Consider the following 25,288-nt stretch of genomic DNA (forward strand, 5'->3'; position numbering starts at 1 on the left):
CCGTCGGCGGTCACTCTCCGGCTCCGCCGACCAACTCCGCAGCAACGGCCATCACCGCACTCGCGTGAAGGCCGAACATCACCGGCAGGTCGACGTCGTCGCCACCGATCTCCTTGGCGACGAACAGCCCGTCGGCACCGGCCATCGCGTACGTCGCCAGTCGGTCGAGCCCCCGATCGTCGAGTCCGGGTGCGAGCTCGATCGCGGCGTCGCGAATCGCCTGATGCGCCTCGGCGCGCACTTTCAGGTACATCTCCCGAGCTCGCGGTTCCACCGGGCGGCGTTCGAGCGCGAGCATCAGTCCGAGGCGCAGAAAGTCCGGAGACTCGCGGAGTGCCTCGGCGACGCGCGCGGACATCTGCGAGACCCGCTGCCGTGCATCGCCTCCGTCGGGCACCGACCACGCCGTCAACCAGCGACCGAAACTGCGCTCGATCACCGCGGCGATGAGATCGTCCTTATCGGCGAAGTGCCAGTAGATCGAACTCGCGGGCAGCCCACACCGCTTACTGACCTGCGCGATGCTCGTGCCGTCGTAGCCGCGTTCACTCGCGATCTCGGTGGCAGCGTCCAGGATCTTCGCCTTGGACGCCTCGCCGTTCGAGCGGGCCTTCCGAGGAGCCTGTGCCATCGTGACCATCCCTTCGATCGGCCGTCGAGCACGGCCGCATTTCCTGTAGTGGTCACTACAATAAGTCCTTGACGGGCTCCGGTCAAGCACTTACCGTAGTGATCACTACAGGAATTGTTATGCGTCTCCACGTGGATAGACGCACCATTCACAGGAGAGATCCGTTGAACGATCAGCCGCTCTACGACGTCGCGATCATCGGGTACGGCCCCACCGGCGTCACCGCCGCCAATCTGCTCGGACAGCGGGGACTACGCGTCGTCGTCCTCGAACGTGATCCCGAGGTCTACGGTCGTGCTCGAGCGATCTCCACCGACGAGGAGGTGATGCGCATCTGGCAGTCGGTCGGGCTCGACGAGCAATTGCAGACCGATATGCTGCCGGGCGGCGTCGTCGCCTTTGTGGACGCCGACGGCCGTCCGTTCACCCGGGTCCAGCCCCGGTCACGTCACTGTGGGCATCCGCCGCAGCAGTTCATCTATCAACCGGCCGTCGACGCGACGCTGCGCTCGGGCGCCGCCCGGTTCGACACCGTGACAGTGTTGACCCGCCACCAATGCCTGAAGGTCGCCAACCACCCCGACTACGCCGAGGTGCTCGCCGCCGATCTGACCGACGACACCTTCGTACGACTGAGAGCGAAGTACGTCATCGCTGCAGACGGTGGCTCATCGGCCACGCGCGGACAACTCGGCATCGGATATCAGGGCACGACGTTCACCGAACGATGGATCGTCATCGATACGAAGGTCCTCCGGGACTGGGAAGGCAGCTCCCAGCTGCGGTTCCACTGCGATCCAGCCCGGCCGACCGTCGACTGCCCGACGCCCCTCGGCCACCACCGCTGGGAGTTCCCGGTCCGAGACGGAGAGGACGAAGACCACCTGGTGACCCACGAGGCGATCTGGGAGATCCTCCGCGGCCAGGGCGTCACTCCCGACCACGTCGAGATCCTTCGTTCGGTCGTCTACAGTCACCATGTCCGCGTCGCCGACCGGTGGCGCGCGGGACGTGTCTTCCTGGCGGGCGACGCCGCACACGCCATGCCGCCGTGGATCGGTCAGGGCATGGCTTCGGGGGTTCGCGATGCGGCGAATCTGTGCTGGAAGATCGCGGACGTGCTCGCCGGTGTCCTTCCGGACACCGCACTCGACAGCTACCAGATCGAGCGGGAACCGCACGTACGAGAGACCACCGCGCACGCCGTCTTCGTCGGCCGCATCATCACGGAGCGCCGAGAGTGGATCGCCGCCGTTCGAAACCGGGTCCTGCGCGCCGCGTCGATGGTCCCCGGCTACAGCCGGGCGATGGTGGAGTCCAAGTGGATTCCCGCCGCACGCTACACGGCCGGACTCCTTGCATCGGAGAAGCACCCGGCGCGTGGTCGACAGATCCCACAACCGTGGGTACTCGACTCCACAGGGACACGCGTCCGACTCGACGACGCTCTCGGCGCCCGCTGGCTCGTGTTGACGTCCGACGGCCGGGGTCTGCCGTCTGTGTGGGACGGCGTGCCCGTCGTACGTATCCGTTCCTGCGGTGCGACACCGGGCCCCGACACGATCGTCGACATCGACGGGGACCTCACCGCATGGCTGGCCGAACACTCTGCGACTGTCGTCGCCCTGCGACCCGACGGATTCGTCTATGCGGCTGCCCGTGCCGGAGCGCCGCTGCCTTCCCCACCAGCCGACTTCCGCGCACCCGCACACACTCGATCCCGAAGGACCACACCATGACCACCTCGCACACCGTCACCGTGAACGGCGACACCGAGATCTTCTACACCGACTCCGGCGTCGACACGACCGACACCGGAGTCCCGATCGTCCTGCTGCACGGCGGCGGCCCGGGCGCGTCCGGCATGTCGAACTACGCGCGGAACGTCGACGCTCTCGCCGAGCATTTCCGGGTCATCGTTCCCGACATGCCCGGATACGGCGGCAGCAGCAAGAACCTGAGCCAGGACGATCCGTTCGGTTCCCTCGCCGACGGAATCCGCGCGCTTCTCGACCATCTCGGCGTCGAGAAGGCACACCTCGTCGGCAACTCGTACGGCGGCGCCTGCGCGCTGCGGCTCGCCCTCGACACCCCGCACCGGGCGGAACGAATGGTCCTCATGGGCCCCGGCGGCATCGGCACCACCCGGGGCGCACCGACGAAGGGACTGTCGACTCTGCTGAACTACTACGGCGGCGACGGGCCCAGCCGGTCGAAGCTCGAACATTTCATCCGCACCTATCTCGTATACGACGCCGAGTCGGTGTCCGCCGCAGCGATCGACGAACGCTACACGGCATCGATCGTCCCGGAGGTCGTCGCGCATCCCCCACTGCGTCGCCCATCCGGGACAAGCGCGCTGAAGACGCTGTGGCGCATGGACTTCACCCGAGACAAGCGTCTGCCGCAGCTGCGAACCCGGACACTGATCCTGTGGGGACGCGACGACAAAGTGAATCGACCATCCGGCGGGCAGATGCTCGTCGATCGGATGCCCGACGCCGATCTGATGATGGTGGCGCGCACCGGGCACTGGGTGCAGTTCGAGCGCGCCGCGCTGTTCAACCGGGTCGTCGCCGCGTTCTGCGACGGGACGTACGCGTGAGCGCGCCGGAATCGGTCTTCGGCAGCGTTCACCTCGGATACGTCGTCATCGAGTCGATGAAGTTCGCGCAGTGGCGACGGTTCGGCAAGGACGCGATCGGCATGCACCTCGACGACATCGCACCGGACGTCATCCGCTTCCGGCTCGACGACCATGAGGCCCGGTTCATCATCGTTCGAGGTCCGGCCGAGGACGTAGTCGCCCTCGGATGGGAACTCGACGATCACGAGACGTTCGACACGATCCTCGCCCGCGTCACCGACCGCGGCGTACCGGTCATCGACGGCACCGCCGACGACGCGGTGGTCCGGGGCGTCGAACGGTTCGTACGGTTCCCCGGCCCGAACGGCCTCACCCAGGAGATCTTCGCCCGGGCCCGGATCAGCGATGCACCGCTGTCTATGAGCGTCCGTGACGGATTCGTCACGGGCCAATCGGGAATGGGCCACGTCGCGATCACGTCGACCCGACCACATCAGATGCGTGGCTACTACAACACAGTCTTCGACGCCCGACTGACCGACTACATCGACGAGACGATCAGCGGTGCGAAACTCAAGATTCGGTTCCTACGGGTCAACGAGCGACATCACTCGGTGGCGATTGCGAATGTGCGTGGGCTGCCCGTCAACCCGATTCGTACCACGGTGCAGCACCTCAACATCCAAGTGGCATCGCTCGACGATATGACGGCGGCGTATCAGCGCGTCAAACAGCTCGGCTTCGGCATGGCGCTCGCGGTGGGCCAGCACACCAACGACAAGGAATTGTCGTTCTACGCGCTGACCCCGTCCGGCTTCGAATGGGAGGTCGGGTGGAATCCCATCGTCGTCGACGAGACGACGTGGGAGCCGAGCACTCACCGGGGCATCAGCATCTGGGGCCACACCCCAGAGGGACGGGTCGTCGTCGATGCGCTCGGGCGGTTCCGGAATGCGGCACGATCACTCCGGTCTGTCGAAGACACCGTGCCGCAACTGTCCGGTCCGGGACTACCCGATAGCCGATGACCAGATGTCGGTGAGGCTATGACTCGTATCAACGCGCACCTTCACACCCTTCCCCAGTTCTACCGTGACGCGCTGCGGGCGCAGACATCGACGCAACCGTCACCCACACTCTGCGCCCCTGAGCGCTGAGTCACTCCTGCACCGGGAGCTCCCAGTCCAGGCTCGCCAACGGATCGGCGCGTCGCAGGAGAGGTTCGGGCAGGCGGAAGTTGCGTGTGCGGCCGGGGCCGGTGGAGCGGGTCTCGAAGCGCACGGTGACGAACCCGTGTCCGGTCCCCTGAACCCATCCGTGACCGTGTTCGGGATGGGCGACGTCGGTGCCGGTGGGCCACTCGTCCGCGACGACGGGGCCGCGCGGGATCTGCACGCTCTGCGGCGCGGCGACGGTCGGCTCCGTCTCGTCGGCGCCTCCGTGCCGCTCGATCCCTCGTTCCTGCTGGTCGAGCCCTCGTTCCCGCTGATCGAACGGAGTCGCGATCCCGGCCCCGGCATCGAGTTCCGGGAACAACGAGTCCTGTCGGACGTCGTCGAGTCCGGAGTAGCCGACGCCGACGAGGCGGACCGGTCCGATCTCGAGCGGGTCCAGCATCACCCGATAGGCGGCGGCCGTCAGCGCGTTCAGATCGGTGGTGGCGGTCGCCATCGTCGACGACCTGGTCAGGATCGACATGTCGCTCAGCCGGTGTTTGACCACGACGGTCCGGGCGCCACGCCCGTCGTCGAGCAGCCGGCGGTGGGCGTGCGACGCGGCGGACGCGACCGCCGCGCGCAGCCCGGCGAGGTCGACGATGTCGGTGGCGAACGTCGACTCCGCGCTGATCTGCTTCGCCTCGGCGCGTTCGGCGACCGGACGGTGATCGATCCCCTTCGCCAGTTTGTGCAGGGCCGGCCCGACCGTCGGTCCGAGGACCGAGGCCACTTCGGTCTCCGCCAATGCGGCGAAGTCGCCGATGGTCTCGACGCCGAGGCGTCCGAGTCGGTCGCCGGACACCGGCCCGATCCCCCACAGCTTGCGGACGGGCAGCTCGTGCAGGAACTCCAGCTCCGTGCTGGGCGCTATCACCCGGAAGCCGTCGGGCTTGGCCATTCCCGAGGCGATCTTGGCGATCTGCTTGCCCGACCCGATGCCGACCGACGCCGCCAGACCGGTCTCCTCGCGGATCGCCGCTCGCAGGCGCCGAGCGAGGTCGGCTGCCTCGGCGGCGGTCGCCCCGACGAGGTCGGCGGGTTCGCCGAACGCCTCGTCGAGCGACAGCGTCTCGATGGTCGGCGAATACCGCCGGATGATCTCGAAGACGCGGGTGCTGACGACTCGATACACCGATCCGCGAGGCGGCACGACGACGGCGGACGGTCCGATGAGCCGCCGCGCCTCGTGCATGGGCATCGCCGACCGCGCACCGTATACCCGTGACTCGTAGCTCGCTCCCGCGACGACACCCCGTACTCCTGTGCCGCCGACGAGCACGGGGCGTCCAGCGAGCGTCGGGCGGGTGAGTTGTTCCACGGACGCGAAGAAGGCGTCCATGTCGATGTGGAACACCCAGCGCGTACTGCGCTCAGCGTCGTCGGACGAGGTCACCACCGCTCACGGCAGAGCGCCAGGACTCGCGGGTCGGTGGTGACGAATCGTTCGACTTCCTCGCCGGCATCGCACCGCATCAGCGAGATCGTCGCCGACTCGGGTCGCAGCGCGGCCACCTCCCAGACGGCGCCCGCGTCTTCCCAGCGGGTGATGCGTTCGAGATCGTCGGTGGTCATGGGCTGATTCTATCGCCGCCGCGCGCGACAGACGTGTGCCGGTCGGCGGGAGCGGGCGACGGTCCGTGCTCGCCGTCGCACGCCGCCCACGGTGAGAGGTCGGCCGCGGCGGCGTCCCCCTCCGACGGACCCGGCGGGTTACCGGCGAGTACCGTCGATCGGGTGGCATTCACTCGTTACGTCGCACTCGGCGATTCGTTCACAGAAGGCGTCGGCGACCCCGACGAAACACTGCCCAACGGCGTCCGCGGATGGGCCGACCGCGTCGCGACGGCGTTGACCGCCGTCGACGCTCAGACTCGGTATGCGAATCTCGCGATCCGCGGCCGCAAGCTCGTTCCGATCGTCGACGAACAGATCGACGCGGCGGTCGCGTTGAACCCCGATCTGGTCACCATTCACGCCGGCGGCAACGACATGCTCCGTCCAGGTGTCGATCTCGACGCCATCGGGCGGGTGTACGACGAGGCGGTCGGCAAGCTCGTCGCGACAGGCGCGACGGTGGTGATCTTCACCCCGCACGATCCCGGCGCGTCGAAGTTCTTCCGCCCGCTGCGCGGCCGTTTCGCGCTGATGGCCGAGATCACCCGGGAGATCGCCGATCGTCACGACCTGACCGTCGTCGACTACTGGCGCATCCGCGACTACGACGACAACCGGATGTGGGCCGACGACCGTCTGCACATGTCACCGCAGGGACACCAGCGGATGGCTGTCGCTGTACTCGACGCCCTCGGCGTGAAGCACGATCTGCAGCCGCTGCCGCTTCCCGAGTCGATCCCGTCCGGCGCCGCCGAGAACATCCGCTGGACCCGCGAGTTCCTCGGGCCGTGGCTCGGACGCCGCATCCGCGGCACCTCCAGCGGCGACGACCTGGCCCCGAAGTACCCGGACTGGTCGGTCGCACCCGCGTGATCTGATCACCGGTCGACGCCGTCAGGCGGTCTTCGTCGCGCCCGCGTCGATCGTCAGGTCCGAACCCGTCATCCCGACGGACCGCGGCGACGCGGTGAAGGCGATGAGCGCAGCCTTCGCCGCGCTGTAGCCGACGGGACCCGTCGCCGGGATCCGACCGTTGATCGACCCGACGTTCACGATCGACCCTCTGCCCGCCACGAGATGAGGCATCGCCGCACGACTCCCCAGGACCGTGCTGGACAGACTGGTGTTCAGAAGGCGACACACCACTGTTCGTCGGCTGCGTCGAGACTTCCGCCGAGGGAGAGCACGTCGCCGAATGCAGTCCTTCGCCGACCGGAATTGTCGGAGTCTGTTGTTAGTGTGTGGTCAAAGGTGAATATAAACCATGACCAGCACTTTCAAGGGGGTGAATCCGATGACCGAACCCGCCCACGACGGACCGGCGCTCCCGGATTCACCCGCCGAACTGATTGCTCTCGGTGAGGCTGTCGCAGCCAAGCTGAACGAGGTGTCGTTCGCCTCGCTCGCCGGCGACGACCTCCTCGCCGCGGCGGAGGCCGACGAACGCACTCGGTCCCGCCGGGAAGCCGCCACCACCTCGCTGATGATCGAAATCAACGACCAGTACGCCTTCCACACCCGCGGCTTCCAAAACATACAGAAGTACATGACGACCGGCCTCCGGGTGGGTCCCCCTGAGGCGAATGCTCGGATGAAGTTGATGTTCGCCACCGGCGAGTTCCTCGGCATCGGCGGCCAACGACTTCCCGCCCGTTTGGAGGCTACCGCCCACGCCCTCCGCGAGGGCGCGATCAACCGGGCACACGTCCGCACTATCGCCGACGTGATCGACAAGATCCCGGCCGCGATCGACGCCGACACCGTCACCGCCGCCGAAGAACACCTCGCGGCTACCGCGCGCACACTGTCTCCGGACGGAGTCCGTACGGTCGGCGAGCGACTCCTGGGCCACCTCGACCCCGACGGGGACCTCACCGACGACCGCGACCGCAAACGCACGCGCGGGTTCACCGTCGCCCCGCAAGATGCCCGGTTGATGTCCAAGCTCCGCGGATCACTCACCCCGGCGGTCCGCGCCAAACTCGACGTCGTCCTGACCGCGTGGGCCGCGCCCGGGATGAACAATCCCGAAGATGAAGCGCCCCTGTTCGGGGCCGTCGACCAGGACGACATCGATGCCGACGCCCTGGCCGCAGCGGTCGAGCGCGATACCCGCAGCACCGCGCAACGCAACCACGACGCATTGGCCGCGATGCTCGACTTCGTGTTGGGACATGGTGCGCTCGGTCGGCCGGATCGGATACCGGCCGAGCTGGTCGTGACCGTCACCGACCAGGAGTTGGCCGCTGAAGCCGGTGTCGCGCACACGGCGACCGGAGCGCGGGTTCCGGTGAAGGATCTCGTCGAGGTCGCCGCCCACGCCACCCCACACCTGGCCGTGTTCAAAGCGCACACCAGCGAAATCCTCTACCTCGGACGGGGTAAACGCCTGGCGTCGAAGGCGCAGCGGCTGGCGCTGTTCGCCCGCGATCGCGGGTGCAGCGGCCCCGAATGCGATGTCCCGTTCGCCCGGACCGAAGCCCACCACGTCCAACGATGGGAGGACGGCGGCGCGACCGACATCATCAACCTGGGTGCGGCGTGCGGAAAACACAATCGGGCCGAGGGGAAGCGACCCGGGAAATGGGAGACGGGCATCGTGCGCGACGGCCCGCACGCCGGGCGCATCGGGTGGCGACCGTCCGGATCGACCCGCCCGTGGCAGGTCAATCCACTCCACCACGTCGGGCAGGAACCCGAATTCCTGCCCCATGGCCCGCCCCGCGGCTCCGGTTCGGCCGTCGAAGCGCTCCTGGCGACGCTTCTCGACGCCGCCTGACCCGGCTCTCGGATCCCGAGAGCCGGGGCAGACGTCGTCGCCGTCCACCGGTTACGACTGCCATGTAATCGAACCGGCGGAACGGCGAGCCACCTCAGTCGTCGGCGAGCGCGACGAGCATCAGACCTTGGTCACGTCGGCACTCACGCCATCGTTGAGTTCGATGGCGGCCGCGTCGCCGGTCGCCACGTCGAACGAGGTCGCGAGGACTTCACCCGCGATGAGATCGGCGTGCGTGTGGGCGGTCTCGACGTCGTCGGCGGGCACCACCAGGCGCACGGCGATCCGGTCGGAGACCTCCAGCCCCAGGTTGCGACGGGCGTCCTGCAGCTCGCGGATACGGTCCTTGGCCCAGCCCTCGGCCTCGAGTTCCGGCGTCACCGCCGTATCGAGGACCACCAGTCCCTTGCCGCCCGGCATCTCCGCGGTCGAATCCGGCGACGCCGCGACGAGCTTACGAGTGAACTCCTCGCCGCGCATTTCGATGCCGTCGGCGACGACGACCTGCTCGCCGGTCTCCGCACTGGTACCGAACTCCCAGTTCCCGGACTTGACGGCCCTGATGGCCCGCTGTACGTCCTTGCCGATGCGCGGACCGGCCGCACGCGCGTTGACGACGACCTCCACCTTGCCGAACGCGTCGACGTCCGTCGACAGGTCGACGGTCTTGACGTTCATCTCCTCGGCGATCAGATCCGCGTACGGCGCCATCGCATCGGCGGTCGGCGACGCGACGGTCAGACCGGGCAGCGGCAGCCGCACGCGCAGCTTGTTGGCCTTGCGCACGCTCGACGCCACCGAGCACACCGACTGGATCTCGTCCATGGCGGCCACGAGATCGGGGTCGGCGGGCAGCTCGCTCTCGGCGGGCCAGTCGGCCAGATGCACCGACCGCTCCCCCGTCAGCCCGCGCCACATCGCCTCGGTCGCCAACGGAAGCAGCGGGGCGGCGAGACGACCCGCCACCTCGAGCACCGTGTAGAGCGTGTCGAAGGCGTCGGCGTCCTCGTCCTGACCGGCCCAGAACCGGGCGCGCGAACGACGCACGTACCAGTTGGTGAGCGACTCGCAGAATTCGCGGAAGCTCTCACACGCGCCGGCGATGTCGTACACGTCGAGCGCCTCGGTCATCTCGTCGCGGGTCGACGCGAGCTTGGCCAGGATGTACCTGTCGAGCACGCTCTCCGAGTCGGTGCGCCACGTGGCCCGCCGATCCGCGTACAACTGCAGGAAGCTGTACGCGTTCCACATCGGCAGGAGCGCCTGACGCACGCCCTCGCGGATGCCCCGCTCGGTGACGACCAGGTTGCCGCCGCGCAGGATCGGCGACGCCATCAGGAACCACCGCATGGCGTCGGAGCCGTCGCGGTCGAAGACCTCGTTCACATCCGGGTAGTTGCGCTTGGACTTGCTCATCTTGGCGCCGTCGTCGCCCAGCACGATGCCGTGCGCGGCGACCGTCTTGAACGCCGGGCGGTCGAACAGCGCCGTCGCCAGCACGTGCAGGTTGTAGAACCAGCCGCGGGTCTGGCCGTTGTACTCGACGATGAAGTCGCCCGGATTGTGCGGCAGCACACCCGATTCCGCCGATCCGTCGAACCACTCCGTGTTCTCGAACGGGTAGTGGACCTGCGCGTACGGCATCGAACCGGACTCGAACCAGCAGTCGAGCACCTCGGGCACCCGGCGCATCGTCGATCGGCCGGTGGGATCGTCGGGGTTCGGTCGGGTCAACTCGTCGATGTACGGGCGGTGCAGATTGTCCGGGCGCACACCGAAGTCGGCCTCGAGCGCATCGAGGCTGCCGTACACGTCCACACGCGGGTACTCGGGGTCGTCGGAGATCCAGACCGGGATCGGTGCACCCCAGAACCGGTTGCGGCTGATGTTCCAGTCCTTGGCGCCCTCGAGCCACTTGCCGAACTGACCGTCTCGGATGTGCGACGGCGACCAGGTGATCTCCTGGTTGAGTTCGATCATCCGCTGCTTGATCGGCTGCACGGCGACGAACCACGACGGGACGGCCATGTAGATCAACGGCTTGCCCGACCGCCACGAGTGCGGATACGAGTGCTCGATGGTCTCGTGCCGGACGATCCGTCCCTGCTGATTCGACCCGCCCGCCGCGCTCCCGGTGTCGGCTGCCTTGAGGTCCTTGATGATCACCGGGTTCGCGTCGAACACCATGAGGCCCTCGTACGGCGGGACCAGGGAGGTGAATCTGCCTCCCGGATCGAGCGGCTGCACCACCTCGATCCCGTTCGCCGTCGCGACGTCCATGTCCTCTTCACCGAAGGCGGGAGCGAGGTGCACGACGCCGGTGCCGGAATCGGTGGTCACGTAGTCGGCGAGCAGCACGCGGTGACTGTTCGGGTGGCCGACGAAGAAGTCGAACGGCGGCGTGTAGGCCAGGTCGGCCAAGTCGCGGCCGACGTAGGTCGCGACGGTCTCCGGCTCGACGATCTCCTTGGCGTACGCGCCGACGAGCGCCGATGCGAGGAGGTACTGCCCGCCGTCGGCGGTGCGCACGTGCGAGTACTCGACGTCGGGGTGCACGGCGACGGCCAGGTTCGACGGCAGCGTCCACGGGGTGGTCGTCCAGATCAGAGCGTTGACGCCGTCGAGCGCGGCGAGCGGCGAATCGGCGGGCACCGTCAACGGCATCGAGACGGTCACCGCCGGATCCTGCCGCATCCGGTAGGCGTCGTCGAGCTTCGCCTCCTGATTGCTCAGCGGGGTCTGCTCGTACCAGGAGTACGGCAGCACGCGGTAGCCCTGATACACCAGGCCCTTGTCGTGCAGTCGTTTGAACGCCCACATGACCGACTCCATGAAGTCCAGGTCGAGCGTCTTGTAGTCGTTGTCGAAGTCGACCCAGCGAGCCTGACGGGTCACGTAGTCGCGCCACTCGCCGGTGTAGCGCAGCACCGAGTCGCGGCAGTAGTCGTTGAACTTCTCCACGCCCATCGTCTCGATCTCCGACTTGTCGGTGATCCCGAGTTGGCGCTCGGCTTCCAGTTCGGCCGGCAGACCGTGTGTGTCCCAACCGAATCGGCGATCCACCTTCTTACCGCGCATCGTCTGATAGCGCGGGACGACGTCTTTGACGTACCCGGTCAGCAGGTGTCCGTAGTGCGGGAGGCCGTTGGCGAACGGCGGGCCGTCGTAGAAGACGAACTCCTCCGCGCCCTCACGATTGGCGATCGACGCCGTGAACGTGTCGTCGGCGGCCCAGAAGTCCAGGACGCGCTGCTCGACGTCCGGGAACGACGGCGCGCCCCGGCCGGTGCCGTCGGTCATGTCGACGATCGGATACACCGGAGTCGACGGGTTGTCGGGGGTGTGTTCGCTCACGCGGGTCTCCTCGTGCCTGCGGCCGAGCCCTGTCGGCCTGTGTCCGGCACGGGGACGACGACCTCACGGCCGACGCGGTACCACCCCGCTTGCTCGGCTCGCGTACGCACGCGAACCGAGCCACTCGATTCTTCTCGGCTGTGACGGGCCTGCCCGTCCGGTTCTACTGGGGCGCTCGGCCCGTTCTTCCGGAAGCTCCCCGGTGATGGCCGGATCGTCGCTGATTGCAGTCGATACTACTTGTTCTCTGATTCGTCGTTCGCGGAGGCGTCGTCGGACTCCGCGGTCTCCGCCGAGTCGGTGCTGTCGGCATCGGTGTCGTGGTAGACGAACTGCATCGCGGGCAGAGTCGGATCGGACGTGTTCACCACGAGCGATTCGGACTGCTCGATCCGACGACGCCGACCCACGTAGTCGTCGGCCTTCGGATCGATCTCCTGCGCCGGCGGCTCGAACCTCGGCGGATCGAAGGCGGGCGTCCGGAACGGCGTGGAGTCGGGGGCGGGCGACCCGGCATCGGGTGCCCGGCCGGATGCGGTGCCCGGCTCCGGCTGTTCCGGAACGGCTGTGGACGACGAATCGCGCGACGGTTCATCCGCGACGGGTGTCTGGCCGGTCGGTGTCGCAGTCGGGAACGACCCGGTGACCGAACGGATGTAGTCGTGCGCGTCGCCGGTCTCGGCCGCCGGAATCGGCTGCGATCCGGGTCCGGCGACGGCGTTGCCGTGCGCATCCGGCGAGACGATCGACCCGAGTCCCCCGCTCGCGGACGAACCCTCCCAGGTCGGAGTGAACCCGTCGTCGACGGTCCCGACCGCCTCGGTCGGCGCCTCCGACGCGACCCGGCGGTCCGCCGAGGGGGCGCCGCGTGCGGCGTCGTCGTTCGGGACCTCGTCCGATCCGGCGTCGCCGGGCGTCTCGGTCTCGTCGATGAGCGGTTCGGCTCGGGTCGCCGACTCCCGTCCCCGGATGGTGAACAGCGGCTCGTCGTCGACGCCTGCTCGGCCGCGTTTTCCGGCACGGATCGTATCGACCAGCAGGATCACCAGTCCGATGACGCACACCGCGATGCATGCGACGGCCAGCCAGAAGTTGGCGGCCATCAGAGCGAAGACGAGCAAGACGAAACCGATGAGGGTCAGTCCCACGGCCAGTGTCAGCATGGGAAGCACCTCATCGGTTCGGTCTGCAGACTATGTGCGCCCACGTCAGCTCTGCGGGTAGCCGCCGTCGAAGCCCTGCCCCTGGCCCGACTCGGCCGGCGCCGCGCTGCCTCGCTGCTGCAGCTCCTCCAACTGCGACTCGAGGTAGGTCTTGAGGCGGGTGCGGTACTCGCGCTCAAAGGTCTTGAGCTGCTCGATGCGACCTTCCAGCACACTGCGCTGCTGGTTGATGGTCGTCATGATCTCGGTGTGCTTCTGCTCGGCGTCACGCTGCAGGAAGTCGGCACGCTCCTGCGCCTGACGCACCTGGGTCTCGGCACGGGTCTGTGCGTCGGCCAGCAGGGCCTCGCTGCGCTGGCGGGCGTCGGCGAGGGTCGCGTCCGCGTTGCCCTGAGCCTCGGCGACCATCGCCTCGCTGCGCTGGCGGGCGTCGCCGAGCAGACCGTCGGCCTCGCTGCGCGCCGAACCGGTGACGCGGTCCGCCGTGTCCTGCGCAAGCGCCAGGATACGAGCTGCACGGCCGCTGGCCTCGTCATCGGTCGCGGGGACGGCGGCTGCGACGGGCGCGGGGGCCGGTGTCGGCTCGGGCACCGGTGCAGGAGTCGGAGCCACGGGAGCGGAGAAGGCCTGCGTGCGGTCCGGACCGGCCGCGCGCGCCTCGTTCAGCTCGGTCTCCAACTCGCTGACGCGCTGCTTCAGGTCGTTGTTCTCGTCGATCAGGCGCGCGAGCTCCGCCTCCGCGAAGTCGAGGAACTGGTCGACTTCATCCTCGTTGTATCCGCGCTTGCCAATCGGCGGTTTACTGAACGCCACATTGTGCACATCAGCCGGTGTCAGCCGCATTTGCCGAGTCCCCTCTTACCTTTCGCTCGCATCCGGCCGGACACGAGATCGTGTTCTCTCGTCGATTCTGGCGAGTCCGCACGAGCGAACACGTCGACGCGATGATTACATCGCAATTCCATTAATACCAGTACCACTACGCCACTAGCGTGTCATCTCGTCACATCAGGACCAAGCGCCGCCTTCAACCTCCACCGGTTCGCAATCGAACCTCGACCAAGTCGTCATCTTCGGCTGTTATTCGCCCTGCGCATCGCCGCATCCGAGTCGTGAACTGCGCAGACGTCTCGATCCCGGCCACCGCGATCCGAATCCGCCGCTCAGCTCCCGTAGCTGACCGCGAAGGCCTGTGTGATCTGCATTCCTATCGTGACCACGATCAGCACGATGAGCAGGGACAGGTCCAGTCGCACGGCGCCCAGATTGAGCGGCGGCACCACGCGTCGCAGGAATTTGACAGGCGGATCGGTCGTGGTGAACACGATCTCGATCGCGATCACCGAGGCCCCCCTCGGGTGCCAGCGCCGGGCGAACGACTGCACCATCTCCAGCACGAGTCGCCCGAGAAGCAGGAGGGTGTACACGAACAGCACGAAATAGAGGATCCACAGAAAGGACGTCACAGTACAAGGGTGCCTGATCGGAGACGAGAACGCCGCGCCGACCCGCCCGAAGGGGCGGAGTCGGCGCGGCGCCGATGCTCGAACCGGGTTCGATCAGGACTGGTTGGAGAATCCCGTCTCGACGATGCGACGACGCTGCTCGGGTGTCACGTCGATGCCTGCGGGTGAGAGCAGGAACACCTTGGTGGCGACCTTCTCCAACGAGCCGCGGGCGGCGAATGCGAGGCCGGCGGCGAAGTCGACGAGTCGCTTGGCGTCGTCGTTGCTCATGTCGACCAGGTCCATGATGACGGGGTTGCCGTCGCGGTAACGCTCACCGATGGTGCGGGCCTCCGAGTAGTCGGCCGGGCGCAGCGTGCTGATCTTGCCTGCTGCATCAACCATCGGGTCGACCTCCATGCGCGGTTCGGGCGCGATCGCATTGGCGCCGCGGACGGCGAGGTTGGACGGCCGGTCGAGCGGCTCCAGGCGAGACCGCACGGGCACCTCGTCGGCCATTCGGCGCGGTGCGGGCCCCCCGGCCAGGTGCCGGGACGATCCGTACGGGCGCTGGGCGCGCGGGGCGAAGCCGCGGGCGCTCTCGAACCGCTCCGACTCGCGCATCGGGGCCTCGAACTCGATGTCCCGGTAACCGGCCTCGCGGTACTCGCCACGGAACTCCGGCTCGCGGAGTTCACCGCGCATCGGCTCCCCACGCATCGGCTCCCCACGTCGGGACTCGCCGCGGACGGCCTCGTCGCGGTAGTCGTCCTCGTAGAACGGCTCCTCGCGCAGCGCACTGGAACGGTACTTCTCCATGTAGGTGCGCTCACGCGCACTCATGGCGCCTTCGGCGGACTCGTCGAAGTAGTCGTCGTCGTACTCACTCGGCGCGGCCATGCCGAAATATGCCTTGAACTTCTGCATCGTCGTCATCGGAAGCCTTTCTGGAGATGCGCGAGGTAGTCGTGAAAGTCTATGTCTATTGATCCAGGTGATTCTGTTGTGACCAATGTGACTAAGGGGAGAGTATCGGCCTCGGACCCATGATTGCGGTTCCGACACGCACACATGTCGATCCGTGCGCAATCGCGTGTTCGAGGTCTCCCGACATGCCCGCGGAGAACTCCCTCGCCTCCGGACGCGCGGCGACGAACCGTTCGCGGATCGCCGCGGCCTGCGCCATCGCCTGCTCCGGCTCGATCCCCAGCGGCGCGATGACCATGAGTCCGTCCAGCCGCAGCGACTGCGCGTACTCGTCCACTCGATCGGCCGCGGCCGCCAGGTCGGCTTCGACCAGTCCTCCGCGCTCGGGGTCGCCGTCCAGACTCATCTGCAGCAGCACACCGAGAGGCTCCTCGCGCTCACCGTCGGCGACGCACCGCTCCACCGCACCGCCGAGAGCGTCCACCAGTTCGATCGAGTCGACCGAGTGCACACGTCGCGCCCAGCGTGCCACCGACCGCGCCTTCTTCCGTTGCACCCGACCGATCATGTCCGCGGCGAAATCGACGTCCGGGCGATCGGCGCGGACCTGCGCGAGCTTGCGACCGGCCTCCGGCTCGCGCGACTCGCCGATCTCCCGGACCCCCAGATCCAACAGATGCTCGACGTCGACGGCCGGGAAGAACTTGGTGACCACGAGAAGCGTCGTCTCACCCGCGGTCCGCCCCGCGACCGCCTCCGCGGCGGCCACCCGTTCTCGGGCGCCGCTCAGTCCGGCGGCGAGCTGCGAGCGCCGGTCCTCACTCACCGGTGTCCATCCAGATCACCGAGGCGATCCGCCCGGTCGGGGCACCGCGTCGGTGACTGAACAGCCGCGTGTCCTCGATGGTGCAGCGCGGATCCGCGGCGACCGCGGCCACTCCGGCGTCGAGGAGTTGCCGACGGATGCCCGCGCGCAGATCCAGACCGGTCGTCCCCCGACGGGTCCGGCACGCACTGCCGGGCAGATGCTTCTCCACATCGGCCTGCATCGCGGGCGGCACCTCGTACATCTCGCCGCTCGCGGCCGGACCCAGGAACGCGCCGATCCGTTCGGCGGCGGCGCCCAGCTCGATCATCTTCTCGAGCACCACCGGGACGATGCCGATGCGTGCGCCCACCCGCCCGGCGTGGACGGCGGCGATCACGCCCGCCTCGTCGTCGCTGAGCAGGATCGGCACGCAGTCGGCGGTCAGCACCGCGAGCACCAGATCTCGCCGGGTGGTCACGAGTGCGTCGGTGACCGGCACCGGCTCGGCGACCGGGCCGTCGACGACGGTCACCGTCCGGCTGTGCACCTGCTCCATCCAGACCACCCGGTCCGGACCGACGCCGAGATCGCGCGCCAGACGCGACCTATTCTCCGCGACGGCAGTCGGATCGTCGCCGACGTGGTCGCCGAGGTTGAACGAGTCGTACGGCGACTGCGAGACACCGCCGGCCCGTGTCGTCACCGCACGACGGACCTTGAACGGCACCGCCGCGGTCACTTCATGAAGTCGGGGACGTCGACGTCGTCGTCGTCGAACCGCAGTGAGTTGCGGCGCGGGGCCGACTCGCCGAACGGGTTGCCCTGCTTCTCCCGCTCATCGCCGAACAGCGGATCCTTGGCCTCCGGGGCGGACGACTGCACCGGCGGCGCCGTGGGCGTCGCGGCGTGACCCGGCGCGGACGCGGCCTGCGGAGCATCGGAGCGCTTACGCGGCCCGCCGTCGAACCCCGCGGCGATCACCGTGACGCGGACCTCGTCACCGAGGTTGTCGTCGATCACCGTGCCGAAGATGATGTTGGCCTCCTCGTGGGCGGCCTCCTGCACCTGCGAGGCGGCGTCGTTGATCTCGAACAGACCGAGATCGCTTCCGCCCGCGATGGAGATCAGCACACCGCGCGCACCCTCCATCGACGCCTCGAGCAGCGGCGAATTGATGGCCGCCTGGGCCGCCTTACTGGCCCGGCCCTCGCCCCGCGAGGCGCCGATGCCCATCAGGGCACTGCCCGCATCGCTCATGACGCCCTTGACGTCGGCGAAGTCGACATTGATCAGACCCGGTGTGGTGATCAGGTCGGTGATGCCCTGAACACCGTTGAGGAGCACCTCGTCGGCGCTGCGGAACGCGTCCATCAACGACAGCTGGGAATCGCCCAACTGCAGGAGTCGGTCGTTCGGAATGACGATGAGCGTGTCGCACGACTCACGCAGAGCGGTGATGCCCGCGTCCGCCTGGTTGCCGCGACGCTTGCCCTCGAACGAGAACGGACGGGTCACGACGCCGACGGTCAGCGCCCCGAGCTTACGCGCGATCGACGCGACGACGGGCGCGCCGCCGGTACCGGTGCCGCCGCCCTCCCCCGCGGTCACGAACACCATGTCGGCGCCCTTGAGGAGTTCCTCGATCTCATCGCGCGCATCCTCCGCCGCCGCACGACCGACGTCGGGATTGGCTCCCGCGCCGAGTCCGCGGGTCGAATCGCGCCCGATGTCGAGTTTGACGTCCGCATCCGAGATCAGAAGAGCCTGCGCATCGGTGTTGATCGCGATGAACTCAACACCCTTGAGCCCCTGCTCGATCATCCGGTTGACGGCGTTGACGCCGCCGCCGCCGATGCCGACGACCTTGATGACGGCCAGGTAGTTGTGGGGTGGCGTCATGATGCCTTCCTACTTCGAACCGAACCCTAAAGCTCAACCATAGGGTTATAGTTATGTCAAGTACTGGTGTTGGGGTCAACGTTATTGACTGTGCACAGTCAACCGTCGCAAGGCGATCGGGCGTGTCGCGAATCGATCGCCAATTCTCTCCCGTCGACGTGTCCGCGCGGTCACTTCACGGCCGGGAACTCCGGACTCGAGACGTTGAACTCGTCCGCCTTGACCTTCAGGACCTCGCGCAGCGCCTCCGCCTTGTCGGCGGTCCGCTCGGCGTCGCCCCACACCGCCCGACGGCCGCTCTTGAGCGCCAGCGTGATGTCGGCCGGCGAGGACGCCTCGATCGAGACGGTACGCTCTCGCAGCCATCCCGGCAGGTCCTGTGCGACGGTGAGGACCGCCATGGTCGTCGGATCGCCCGTGCCCGGGCGGTCGGTCACCAGCGCGGGCAGCGCGGCGGCGTCGGCGGGCAGCGACTTGCGGTCGTCGAAACGCTCGTACACCACGCCGAGGCGATCCATCACCCCGATCTGCCCGTCGTGGTCGACGGTCACCAGAGGCGTCCGCTCGGTCACGTCGATGGTCAGCGTCGACGGATAGCTGCGTTCCACGGTGACCTGTTCGACGGCGGGGATGGCCGCCACGCGGTCGGCGATGGCCCCGGTGTCGACCTGCAGCAGCGGTGTGCCGGTCGGCGCCTGCGCGGTCGCGATCACGTCGTTGCGGTCGACGACTCTGGTTCCGACCACGTCGACGTTGCGCACCGACATCAGCGGAGTGAAGTAGGCGATCGCCGTCGCGCCGCCCACCGCGACCACGATGAGCACCGCGACGACGATCACCGTCGCGCGGCTCGGGCGCCGTCGACGGTCGTGGCCGGCGCGGCGATCGGTCATTCGCTCGCGGCCAGCGCCGACAGGATCGGCGCGGCCTGCATCGTGATGTCGCCCGCTCCGATCGTCAACACCAGATCACCGCGTCGCGCACGCACGGCGACGGCGTCGGCGATCTCGGACAGATTCGGGACGAAGACGCACGGTGCGGTGACCTTCTCGGCGATCGAGGCCCCGCTGACGCCGGGCTGCGGCGCCTCCCGCGCCCCGTAGACGTCGGCGACGAGGACCTCGTCGGCCAGGCTGAGGGCCTCCGCGAACTCGTCGGCGAACTCCGCGGTCCGCGAGTACAGATGGGGCTGGAAGACGGCGATCACGCGACCGGATCCGTGCTGGACCACATCGCGGGCGGCCTCGAGCACGGCGTGCACCTCGGTCGGGTGGTGCGCGTAGTCGTCGTACACGTCCACTTCGCGTTCGCGGCCGCGGAACTCGAATCGACGGTGCACTCCCCCGAACCCCTCGATGCCGTCGGCGACGGTGTCCGCGTCCTGACCGGTCGCCACGCAGGCCACGAGGGCGCCGAGTGCGTTCAGCGCCATGTGCCGCCCGGGGAGGGTCACCTCGAGCGAGCGTTCGACGACCTCGTCGGTGACCGGCGGGTGCAGGCGGATCGCCGACGTGCTGCCCGCACCGCGCGGGGTCACCTCGAGCAGTTCGGCCACCAGCGGCACATCGGGCGTCAGATGCGCGTATCGACCCTGGCCGTATCCGAGCACGCGCACCCCGTTGGCCGCCAGCGCGGCCGCGCACCGGCCGCCGAGCGCCGCCGATCCCGGATCGTCCACGCAGATCACCAGGGTGCCGCCGCTGCGGATCCGCGCGGCGAAGTCGTCGAAGACCTGGACGTAGGCCGCTTCGCTGCCGAAGAAGTCGAGGTGATCCACCTCGATGTTCGTCACGACCACCACGTCGGGCGTGTACTGGAGCAGCGAGCCGTCGCTCTCGTCGGCCTCGGCGACGAACACCTCGCCGCTGCCGTGGTGGGCGTTGGTACCCGATTCGTTGAGTTCGCCGCCGACGGCGAACGAGGGGTCGCCACCGCAGTGCTGCAGCGCGACGACGGCCATCGACGTGGTCGAGGTCTTGCCGTGCGTACCGGATACGAGCAGCGTCCGGTGATCGGCCATCAGCAGCGCCAGGACCTGCGGTCGGTAGAGGATCTCGATGCCCCGTTCGCGGGCGGCCACGAGTTCCGGATTGTCCTTGGGGATGGCGGCGTGCGTGGTGACGACGACGGTGGGGCCGCCGTCGAGCAGATCGAGGGCCGCCGGATCATGCCCCACTCGGACCACCGCCCCCCGGGTGCGCAGGGCGAGGATGCCGCGCGAGTCCTTGGCGTCCGAACCGGACACCTGACCGCCGCGGGCCAGCAGGATGCGCGCCAGTCCCGACATCCCGGCTCCGCCGATGCCGACCATGTGCACGCGGGCGAGTTCGGCGGGCAGCTGCCGCCCGGTGACCGGCGCAGTCATCGTGCTCTTCTCTCTCGTGCCAGGTCGAGGGCGGCGGTCGCGACCTCGACCGCGGCGTCGCGATGTCCCACCGACGCGGCGGCCGCACCCATCGCGGCCAGCCGGTCGGTGTCGGCGAGCAGTGCGGGCACCTCGCGGCCCACCCATTCGGCGGTCACCACGTCGTTGTCGACGATGACGCAGCCGCCGGCCTTCTCGACGGGCAGCGCGTTGAGCCGCTGCTCGCCGTTGCCGTGCGGGAGCGGCACGTAGACCGCGGGCAGTCCGGTCGCGGAGATCTCCGCGACGGTCATCGCCCCGGACCGGCAGATCACCAGGTCCGCGGCGGCGTATGCGAGGTCCATCCGATTGAGGTAGCTCACACCGACGTAGGGCGGTGCGCCGTCGGGCGAGACCGGGTTGATCGAGTTCTTCGGCCCGTAGGCGTGCAGGACGCCGATGCCGGCCGCGCCGAGCGCCGTGGCCGCGGGAGCCACCGCCTCGTTGAGTCGCTGCGCCCCCTGCGAACCGCCGAACACCAGCAGAGTCGGCGCGTCCTGGTCGAGTCCGAAGAACCGGCGGGCCTGTGCCCGGACCGCGGCGCGGTCGAGAGTGGCGATGGCGCCGCGTACCGGGATGCCGACGACCTTCGCGTCCGGCAGACCGCAGTCGTCGACGGCCGCGAGTACCCGATCGGCCACCTTGGCTCCGACCTTGTTCGCGATTCCGGCGCTGGCGTTGGCCTCGTGAATCACCACGGGGAGACGACCGGATCGGAGGACGCCCGCGCGGGCGGCGAGGTAGGCGGGCAGCGCGACGTAGCCGCCGAAGCCGACCACGACGTCCGCGTCGACCTCGGCGAACACCTTGCGTGTGGCGGCCACCGACCGCACGACTCGCCACGGCGTCTTGGCCAGTTCCATTCCAGGCTTGCGCGGCAACGGCACCGGCGGAATCAACCGCAGGTCGAATCCGCGGTCCGGGACGATCGTGGTCTCCAGTCCGCGCGTGGTGCCCAGCGCGGTGATCCGCGCTGTCGGGTCGAGGCGGCGGACCGCGTCGGCGACGGCGAGCGCGGGCTCGATGTGGCCCGCGGTTCCTCCGCCCGCCACCACGATCGACAGCGGCTTGTCGCCGGATTCCCTGTTGTTGCTCACCGGCGCCTGTACTCCCGTTCGTTCGGCCACTGCGGTCCCGGCCGCGCCGAGCGCGCGCGCCCGGTGGTCGACCGTGGTGATCTGTCTCGTCCGGTCGCCCCCGGTCGATACTGCGCGTCCGGGGCGACCGAACCTCCTCGCCCGCCAGGATAGTGGATCTCACCGGAGCGGACCGCGCCCGCGCCGCGGGCCGCGGGAGCCGCGGTGCGCCGCGGTCGGGGCGAGCGGACGGGCGCCGGTCGTCGGCGGTCCGGCTGCCCGGTGCGACGCCGCTCGAGCCGATCGCGGAGCTGCTCGGTGCGCGGCGGGCGATACATGGCGGGCACGGGCAGGCGGAGAATCCGCGACAGGCCCGTCGGACGTGTCGAGTTCAACGCGCGCACCGCGTCCGGTTCGTGGCGGGCGGCCGTCGCCAGCAGCCCGAGCATCGTCAGCATCGTCAGCATCGAGGTGCCGCCGTTCGACAGGATCGGCAGCTGGATGCCGGTCACCGGCAGCAGGCCGACCACATATCCGATGTTGATGAAGGCCTGCACCAGGAACAGCACGGTGATCGTCGCCGACAGCAGCCGCAGGAACGGGTCGATCGAACGACGCGCGATCCGCATGCCGACCCAGCCCAGGAGAACGAACAACGCCACCACGATGAACGCGCCGACCAGACCAAGCTCCTCGCCGATGATCGCGAAGATGAAGTCGTTGTGCGCGTTGGGCAGGTAGTTCCATTTCGCGGTGCTCTGTCCGAGACCGACACCGAACAGGCCGCCGTTGGCGAGGGCGTACTGGGCCTGTGTCGCCTGATAGCCGTCACCGAGCGGGTCGTTCGACTGGCCGAGGAAGCTGAACACGCGCGCGGCGCGGTACGTCGACGAGAGCGCCAGCGCGACGCCGACGGCGACGAACACGACGGCGAATCCGCCGAACACCCGCCCGGGCAGTCCGGCGAACCACAGCAGGGCGGCGACGATCAGTCCGATGATCATCGTCGTCGACTGGTTGGGCTCGAGAATGATCAGCGCGCAGACCAGGATGCCGACCGGGACCAGCGGCAGCAGCAGTTCCTTGCCGAAGGCGCCGACGCTGCGCCGGCTGGCCAGCAGGTGTGCGCCCCAGACGCACAGGGCCACCTTCACCAGCTCGGAGGGCTGCACCGACAGTCCGGCGACGGAGAACCAGCGCCGCGCACCGTTGACTGTGACACCGATGCCCGGGACGAGGACCAGCACGAGCAGCAGGATGCTGACCATGATCCCCACGGTCGCGAACTTCCGGAAGTATCGGATCGGGGTCTTGAGTGTGGCGTAGAACATGATCAGGCCGAGGACCGCGAAGGTCGCCTGGGTGGTGAACATGCCGTACGCCGAACCATCGAGCGAGTAGCCCTCCACCGACGACGCGGACAGCACCATGATCAGACCGAACGCGGTCAGGATCACCGTCAGCGACAACACCATGTGGAACGAGGTCAGCGGCTTGGCGAGCAGCGTCTTGATCCCGTCGCGCACCGTGGCGAGACCACCGCGCACATCGACCGACGACATCGACAGGTCGAGACTGCGCGCGGGCGCCTCGGTGCGGCGAGCTCGCGAGCGACGCGTCCGCGCCGGGTCCGGTTCGTCGTCGGAGTCGTCGGCGTCGGCCGCCTCCGCGTCCACGCCGTCCGTCCCGTCGGCCTTCTCGTCGCCCCCGGCTTGGTCGTCCCGGTCCTGGTCGTTCCCGGTCTCATCGTCGACGGTCTCATCGTCGACGGCCTCATCGTCGACGGCGAGGAAGTCGTCGAGGTCGTCGGCGACGGACCGCCGCGCACGGCGACGCGTCCGCGGGCTTCGGTTGCCGCGCGCGCTCATCGCGAACGGGTGTCGGCGAGGGCTGCGGACGCGGCGGCGAACGAATCGCCGCGTGCCCCGTAACTCGCGAACATGTCGAGGGAGGCGGCCGCCGGCGCCAGCAGCACCGCGTCCACTCCCCCGCGCGCGTCACGGTCCGCCTCTGCCAACTGCCAGGCGGCCGAGACCGCCTGGGCCATCACCGCGTCGGCGCCGTTCACGCCGGGCGCGACGACGACCGGGGTGTCGTCACCAGTCCGCTGAGTCATCACCGAACCATCGTCCCCTGTGAATACTGTGACTGCTGGGACTTCTGGGGCGTGTCGCGCAATCGCCTCCAGAATGATCTGCCGATCCGTGCCGATTGCGACGACTCCGGCGAGCCGATCGGAGTTCTGCGCGATCAGATCGTCGACGGCTGCGCCCTTGAGGAGACCGCCCGCGATCAGCACCACGCGGTCGAAGGCCGCGATCGCCGCCTGCGCGGCGTGCGGGTTGGTCGCCTTGGAGTCGTCGACGAATGCGACGCCCGCGAGGGTGGCGACGGTCTGTCCGCGGTGCGCGGCGGGCGAGAAGCCGGCGAGTCCACGGCCCACGGCGTCGGCGGACACGCCCGCCGACCGCATCAGTGCGGCCGCGGCGAGGGCGTCGGCCCGCCCCGACGGCCCGGCCGGTCGGACGTCGGCGGCCGCGATCAGCGGCACGGGTGCACCGGCGAACGCCCGGTCGACGAGGACGCCTTCGATGACTCCGAACTCTCCCGCCTCGGGATGGTCGAGGGTGAAGCCGATGCGCCGCGCGGCCGGTCCCACCGGCAGTCCGGCCGCGACCTCGTCGTCGAGACCGACGATCGCGATCTCGCCGAGCAGCGCCTGCTGTTTCGCGGCCGCGTAGGCGTCGAAGGACCCGTGCCAGTCGAGGTGGTCGGCGGCCACGTTCAATACCACTCCCGCGCGCGGACGCACCGACGGCGCCCAGTGCAGCTGGAACGACGACATCTCCACGCAGAGGACCTCGGCGCGCGGAGCGGAGCGCAGCGCGTCGACGACGGTCAGACCGATGTTGCCGCACGCGAGCGCGGACAGACCGGCCGCCTCGGCGATCGACTCGGCCATCGACGTGGTGGTCGTCTTCCCGTTCGTCCCGGTGATCACCAGCCAGGTGCGCGGCTCGCCGTAGAGTCCGGCGCGGTCGACCCGCCAGGCCAGCTCCACATCGCCCCACACCGGGATCCCCGCCGCGGCGGCCGCGGTCAGGATCGTGTCGTCCGGGCGGAAGCCGGGCGACACGACGATCAGGTCGGTGTCGCCGGGTGCGGTCGCCACCCCGTCGGCGTCGACGAAGGCGTCCGGTCCGACGGCGGCGACTCCGCGCTCGCGGAGGGCGTCGTCGCCCGCGCCGGCGGCGAACTTCGTGTCGAGCATGGTGACCACGGCGCCCTGCTCGAGGAGCAGTTCCAGCACGGCCAGGCCCGTCGCGCGAGCGCCCGCGACGAGGACCCTCGTACCGACCGGCAGCGGTGTGCGGTCGGTCATCG

Annotated in this window: 22 protein-coding genes; 5 read left to right on the forward strand and 17 right to left on the reverse strand. The window is 68.8% G+C overall.

All coding sequences use genetic code 11. The annotated features are described in order from the left end of the window. Positions 1-10 precede the first annotated feature (10 nt). Complete coding sequence (locus tag BKA16_RS17055) at positions 11-640, reverse strand: TetR/AcrR family transcriptional regulator (protein ID WP_382425275.1); 630 nt, start codon at positions 638-640, stop codon at positions 11-13. A gap of 110 nt (positions 641-750) precedes the next feature. Here BKA16_RS17055 and BKA16_RS17060 point away from each other — a divergent pair, with 110 nt between their 5' ends. Genes BKA16_RS17060 through BKA16_RS17070 form a run of 3 tightly spaced genes read left to right on the forward strand, consistent with a single transcriptional unit; the run spans position 751 to position 4,246 of the window. Beyond that, a complete protein-coding gene (locus BKA16_RS17060; protein ID WP_183371800.1) occupies positions 751-2,370 on the forward strand; it encodes a bifunctional 3-(3-hydroxy-phenyl)propionate/3-hydroxycinnamic acid hydroxylase in 1,620 nt (539 codons plus the stop codon). Continuing rightward, complete coding sequence (locus BKA16_RS17065; RefSeq protein ID WP_183371801.1) at positions 2,367-3,236, forward strand: alpha/beta fold hydrolase; 870 nt, start codon at positions 2,367-2,369, stop codon at positions 3,234-3,236. The genes BKA16_RS17060 and BKA16_RS17065 overlap by 4 nt, the downstream gene beginning before the upstream one ends. Continuing rightward, positions 3,233-4,246 carry a VOC family protein gene (locus tag BKA16_RS17070; protein WP_382425277.1) on the forward strand — a complete coding sequence of 338 codons (1,014 nt, stop codon included), beginning with the start codon at positions 3,233-3,235 and terminating at the stop codon, positions 4,244-4,246. Before BKA16_RS17065 ends, BKA16_RS17070 begins: the two co-directional genes overlap by 4 nt. 130 nt (positions 4,247-4,376) lie before the next feature. Here BKA16_RS17070 and BKA16_RS17075 read toward each other — a convergent pair whose 3' ends face one another. Both BKA16_RS17075 and BKA16_RS17080 read right to left on the reverse strand, forming a co-directional pair. Next, entirely contained in the window at positions 4,377-5,774 is a 1,398-nt protein-coding gene (locus BKA16_RS17075) for a DNA polymerase IV (protein ID WP_221247490.1), read from the reverse strand. A 50-nt stretch (positions 5,775-5,824) separates the two neighbouring features. Next, entirely contained in the window at positions 5,825-6,007 is a 183-nt protein-coding gene (locus tag BKA16_RS17080; RefSeq protein WP_183371802.1) for a hypothetical protein, read from the reverse strand. A gap of 162 nt (positions 6,008-6,169) precedes the next feature. Between BKA16_RS17080 and BKA16_RS17085 the strand changes: the two genes are divergently transcribed. Then, positions 6,170-6,922 (forward strand): GDSL-type esterase/lipase family protein, encoded by a 753-nt coding sequence (locus BKA16_RS17085; protein WP_183371803.1) that lies wholly within the window; start codon positions 6,170-6,172, stop codon positions 6,920-6,922. 21 nt (positions 6,923-6,943) lie between these two features. Here the strand turns inward: BKA16_RS17085 and BKA16_RS17090 are convergent, their stop codons facing one another. Beyond that, positions 6,944-7,195: an SDR family NAD(P)-dependent oxidoreductase gene (locus BKA16_RS17090; RefSeq protein WP_343067485.1), complete on the reverse strand. Its 252-nt coding sequence runs from the start codon at positions 7,193-7,195 to the stop codon at positions 6,944-6,946. Positions 7,196-7,313: 118 nt separating this feature from the next. Here BKA16_RS17090 and BKA16_RS17095 point away from each other — a divergent pair, with 118 nt between their 5' ends. Beyond that, on the forward strand, positions 7,314-8,828 hold the full coding sequence (locus BKA16_RS17095) for an HNH endonuclease signature motif containing protein (RefSeq protein ID WP_246371807.1): 1,515 nt from the start codon (positions 7,314-7,316) through the stop codon (positions 8,826-8,828). 120 nt (positions 8,829-8,948) lie between these two features. On the opposite strand, the gene ileS is transcribed toward BKA16_RS17095, so the two are convergent. The 13 genes from ileS to murD form a co-directional block, all read right to left on the reverse strand. Continuing rightward, positions 8,949-12,128: an isoleucine--tRNA ligase gene (gene ileS / locus BKA16_RS17100; RefSeq protein WP_183373144.1), complete on the reverse strand. Its 3,180-nt coding sequence runs from the start codon at positions 12,126-12,128 to the stop codon at positions 8,949-8,951. 290 nt (positions 12,129-12,418) lie between these two features. Then, positions 12,419-13,345 (reverse strand): hypothetical protein, encoded by a 927-nt coding sequence (locus tag BKA16_RS17105; protein ID WP_183371804.1) that lies wholly within the window; start codon positions 13,343-13,345, stop codon positions 12,419-12,421. Between the two features lie 45 nt (positions 13,346-13,390). After that, the gene (gene wag31 / locus BKA16_RS17110) at positions 13,391-14,188 is read right to left on the reverse strand and encodes a DivIVA-like cell division protein Wag31 (RefSeq protein ID WP_183371805.1); all 798 of its coding nucleotides are present in this window, start codon (positions 14,186-14,188) and stop codon (positions 13,391-13,393) included. A gap of 320 nt (positions 14,189-14,508) precedes the next feature. Beyond that, a complete protein-coding gene (locus tag BKA16_RS17115) occupies positions 14,509-14,811 on the reverse strand; it encodes a YggT family protein (RefSeq protein WP_183371806.1) in 303 nt (100 codons plus the stop codon). Positions 14,812-14,904: 93 nt separating this feature from the next. Next, a complete protein-coding gene (locus tag BKA16_RS17120) occupies positions 14,905-15,726 on the reverse strand; it encodes a cell division protein SepF (protein ID WP_183371807.1) in 822 nt (273 codons plus the stop codon). Positions 15,727-15,808: 82 nt separating this feature from the next. Next, positions 15,809-16,543 (reverse strand): YggS family pyridoxal phosphate-dependent enzyme, encoded by a 735-nt coding sequence (locus BKA16_RS17125; RefSeq protein ID WP_183371808.1) that lies wholly within the window; start codon positions 16,541-16,543, stop codon positions 15,809-15,811. Further along, positions 16,536-17,252: a peptidoglycan editing factor PgeF gene (pgeF, locus tag BKA16_RS17130; RefSeq protein ID WP_183373145.1), complete on the reverse strand. Its 717-nt coding sequence runs from the start codon at positions 17,250-17,252 to the stop codon at positions 16,536-16,538. Before pgeF ends, BKA16_RS17125 begins: the two co-directional genes overlap by 8 nt. An 8-nt stretch (positions 17,253-17,260) precedes the next feature. After that, positions 17,261-18,424 (reverse strand): cell division protein FtsZ, encoded by a 1,164-nt coding sequence (ftsZ, locus tag BKA16_RS17135; protein WP_183371809.1) that lies wholly within the window; start codon positions 18,422-18,424, stop codon positions 17,261-17,263. A gap of 170 nt (positions 18,425-18,594) precedes the next feature. Beyond that, the gene (locus BKA16_RS17140; protein ID WP_183371810.1) at positions 18,595-19,317 is read right to left on the reverse strand and encodes a cell division protein FtsQ/DivIB; all 723 of its coding nucleotides are present in this window, start codon (positions 19,315-19,317) and stop codon (positions 18,595-18,597) included. Further along, positions 19,314-20,789, reverse strand: coding sequence for a UDP-N-acetylmuramate--L-alanine ligase (murC, locus tag BKA16_RS17145; protein ID WP_183371811.1), 1,476 nt, complete (start codon positions 20,787-20,789; stop codon positions 19,314-19,316). The genes BKA16_RS17140 and murC overlap by 4 nt, the downstream gene beginning before the upstream one ends. Continuing rightward, positions 20,786-21,925: an undecaprenyldiphospho-muramoylpentapeptide beta-N-acetylglucosaminyltransferase gene (gene murG, locus BKA16_RS17150; protein ID WP_183371812.1), complete on the reverse strand. Its 1,140-nt coding sequence runs from the start codon at positions 21,923-21,925 to the stop codon at positions 20,786-20,788. Before murG ends, murC begins: the two co-directional genes overlap by 4 nt. After that, entirely contained in the window at positions 21,922-23,772 is a 1,851-nt protein-coding gene (gene ftsW / locus BKA16_RS17155) for a putative lipid II flippase FtsW (protein WP_183371813.1), read from the reverse strand. The genes murG and ftsW overlap by 4 nt, the downstream gene beginning before the upstream one ends. After that, the gene (gene murD, locus BKA16_RS17160) at positions 23,769-25,286 is read right to left on the reverse strand and encodes a UDP-N-acetylmuramoyl-L-alanine--D-glutamate ligase (protein WP_183371814.1); all 1,518 of its coding nucleotides are present in this window, start codon (positions 25,284-25,286) and stop codon (positions 23,769-23,771) included. Before murD ends, ftsW begins: the two co-directional genes overlap by 4 nt. Between the last annotated feature and the right edge of the window lie 2 nt (positions 25,287-25,288).

The sequence above is a fragment of the Gordonia humi genome, assembly GCF_014197435.1.
GTDB classification, from domain to species: domain Bacteria; phylum Actinomycetota; class Actinomycetes; order Mycobacteriales; family Mycobacteriaceae; genus Gordonia; species Gordonia humi.

Coding starts and splice junctions, on each gene's coding strand:
- BKA16_RS17055 (WP_382425275.1), bottom strand. CDS start 640: ATGGTCACGATGGCACAGGCTCCTCGGAAGGCCCGCTCGAACGGCGAG.
- ftsW (WP_183371813.1), bottom strand. CDS start 23,772: ATGAGCGCGCGCGGCAACCGAAGCCCGCGGACGCGTCGCCGTGCGCGG.
- BKA16_RS17120 (WP_183371807.1), bottom strand. CDS start 15,726: ATGACGACGATGCAGAAGTTCAAGGCATATTTCGGCATGGCCGCGCCG.
- ftsZ (WP_183371809.1), bottom strand. CDS start 18,424: ATGACGCCACCCCACAACTACCTGGCCGTCATCAAGGTCGTCGGCATC.
- BKA16_RS17080 (WP_183371802.1), bottom strand. CDS start 6,007: ATGACCACCGACGATCTCGAACGCATCACCCGCTGGGAAGACGCGGGC.
- wag31 (WP_183371805.1), bottom strand. CDS start 14,188: ATGCGGCTGACACCGGCTGATGTGCACAATGTGGCGTTCAGTAAACCG.
- BKA16_RS17060 (WP_183371800.1), top strand. CDS start 751: ATGCGTCTCCACGTGGATAGACGCACCATTCACAGGAGAGATCCGTTG.
- BKA16_RS17140 (WP_183371810.1), bottom strand. CDS start 19,317: ATGACCGATCGCCGCGCCGGCCACGACCGTCGACGGCGCCCGAGCCGC.
- BKA16_RS17095 (WP_246371807.1), top strand. CDS start 7,314: ATGACCAGCACTTTCAAGGGGGTGAATCCGATGACCGAACCCGCCCAC.
- BKA16_RS17075 (WP_221247490.1), bottom strand. CDS start 5,774: ATGGACGCCTTCTTCGCGTCCGTGGAACAACTCACCCGCCCGACGCTC.
- murC (WP_183371811.1), bottom strand. CDS start 20,789: ATGACTGCGCCGGTCACCGGGCGGCAGCTGCCCGCCGAACTCGCCCGC.
- ileS (WP_183373144.1), bottom strand. CDS start 12,128: ATGACCGACGGCACCGGCCGGGGCGCGCCGTCGTTCCCGGACGTCGAG.
- BKA16_RS17065 (WP_183371801.1), top strand. CDS start 2,367: ATGACCACCTCGCACACCGTCACCGTGAACGGCGACACCGAGATCTTC.
- murD (WP_183371814.1), bottom strand. CDS start 25,286: ATGACCGACCGCACACCGCTGCCGGTCGGTACGAGGGTCCTCGTCGCG.
- BKA16_RS17105 (WP_183371804.1), bottom strand. CDS start 13,345: ATGCTGACACTGGCCGTGGGACTGACCCTCATCGGTTTCGTCTTGCTC.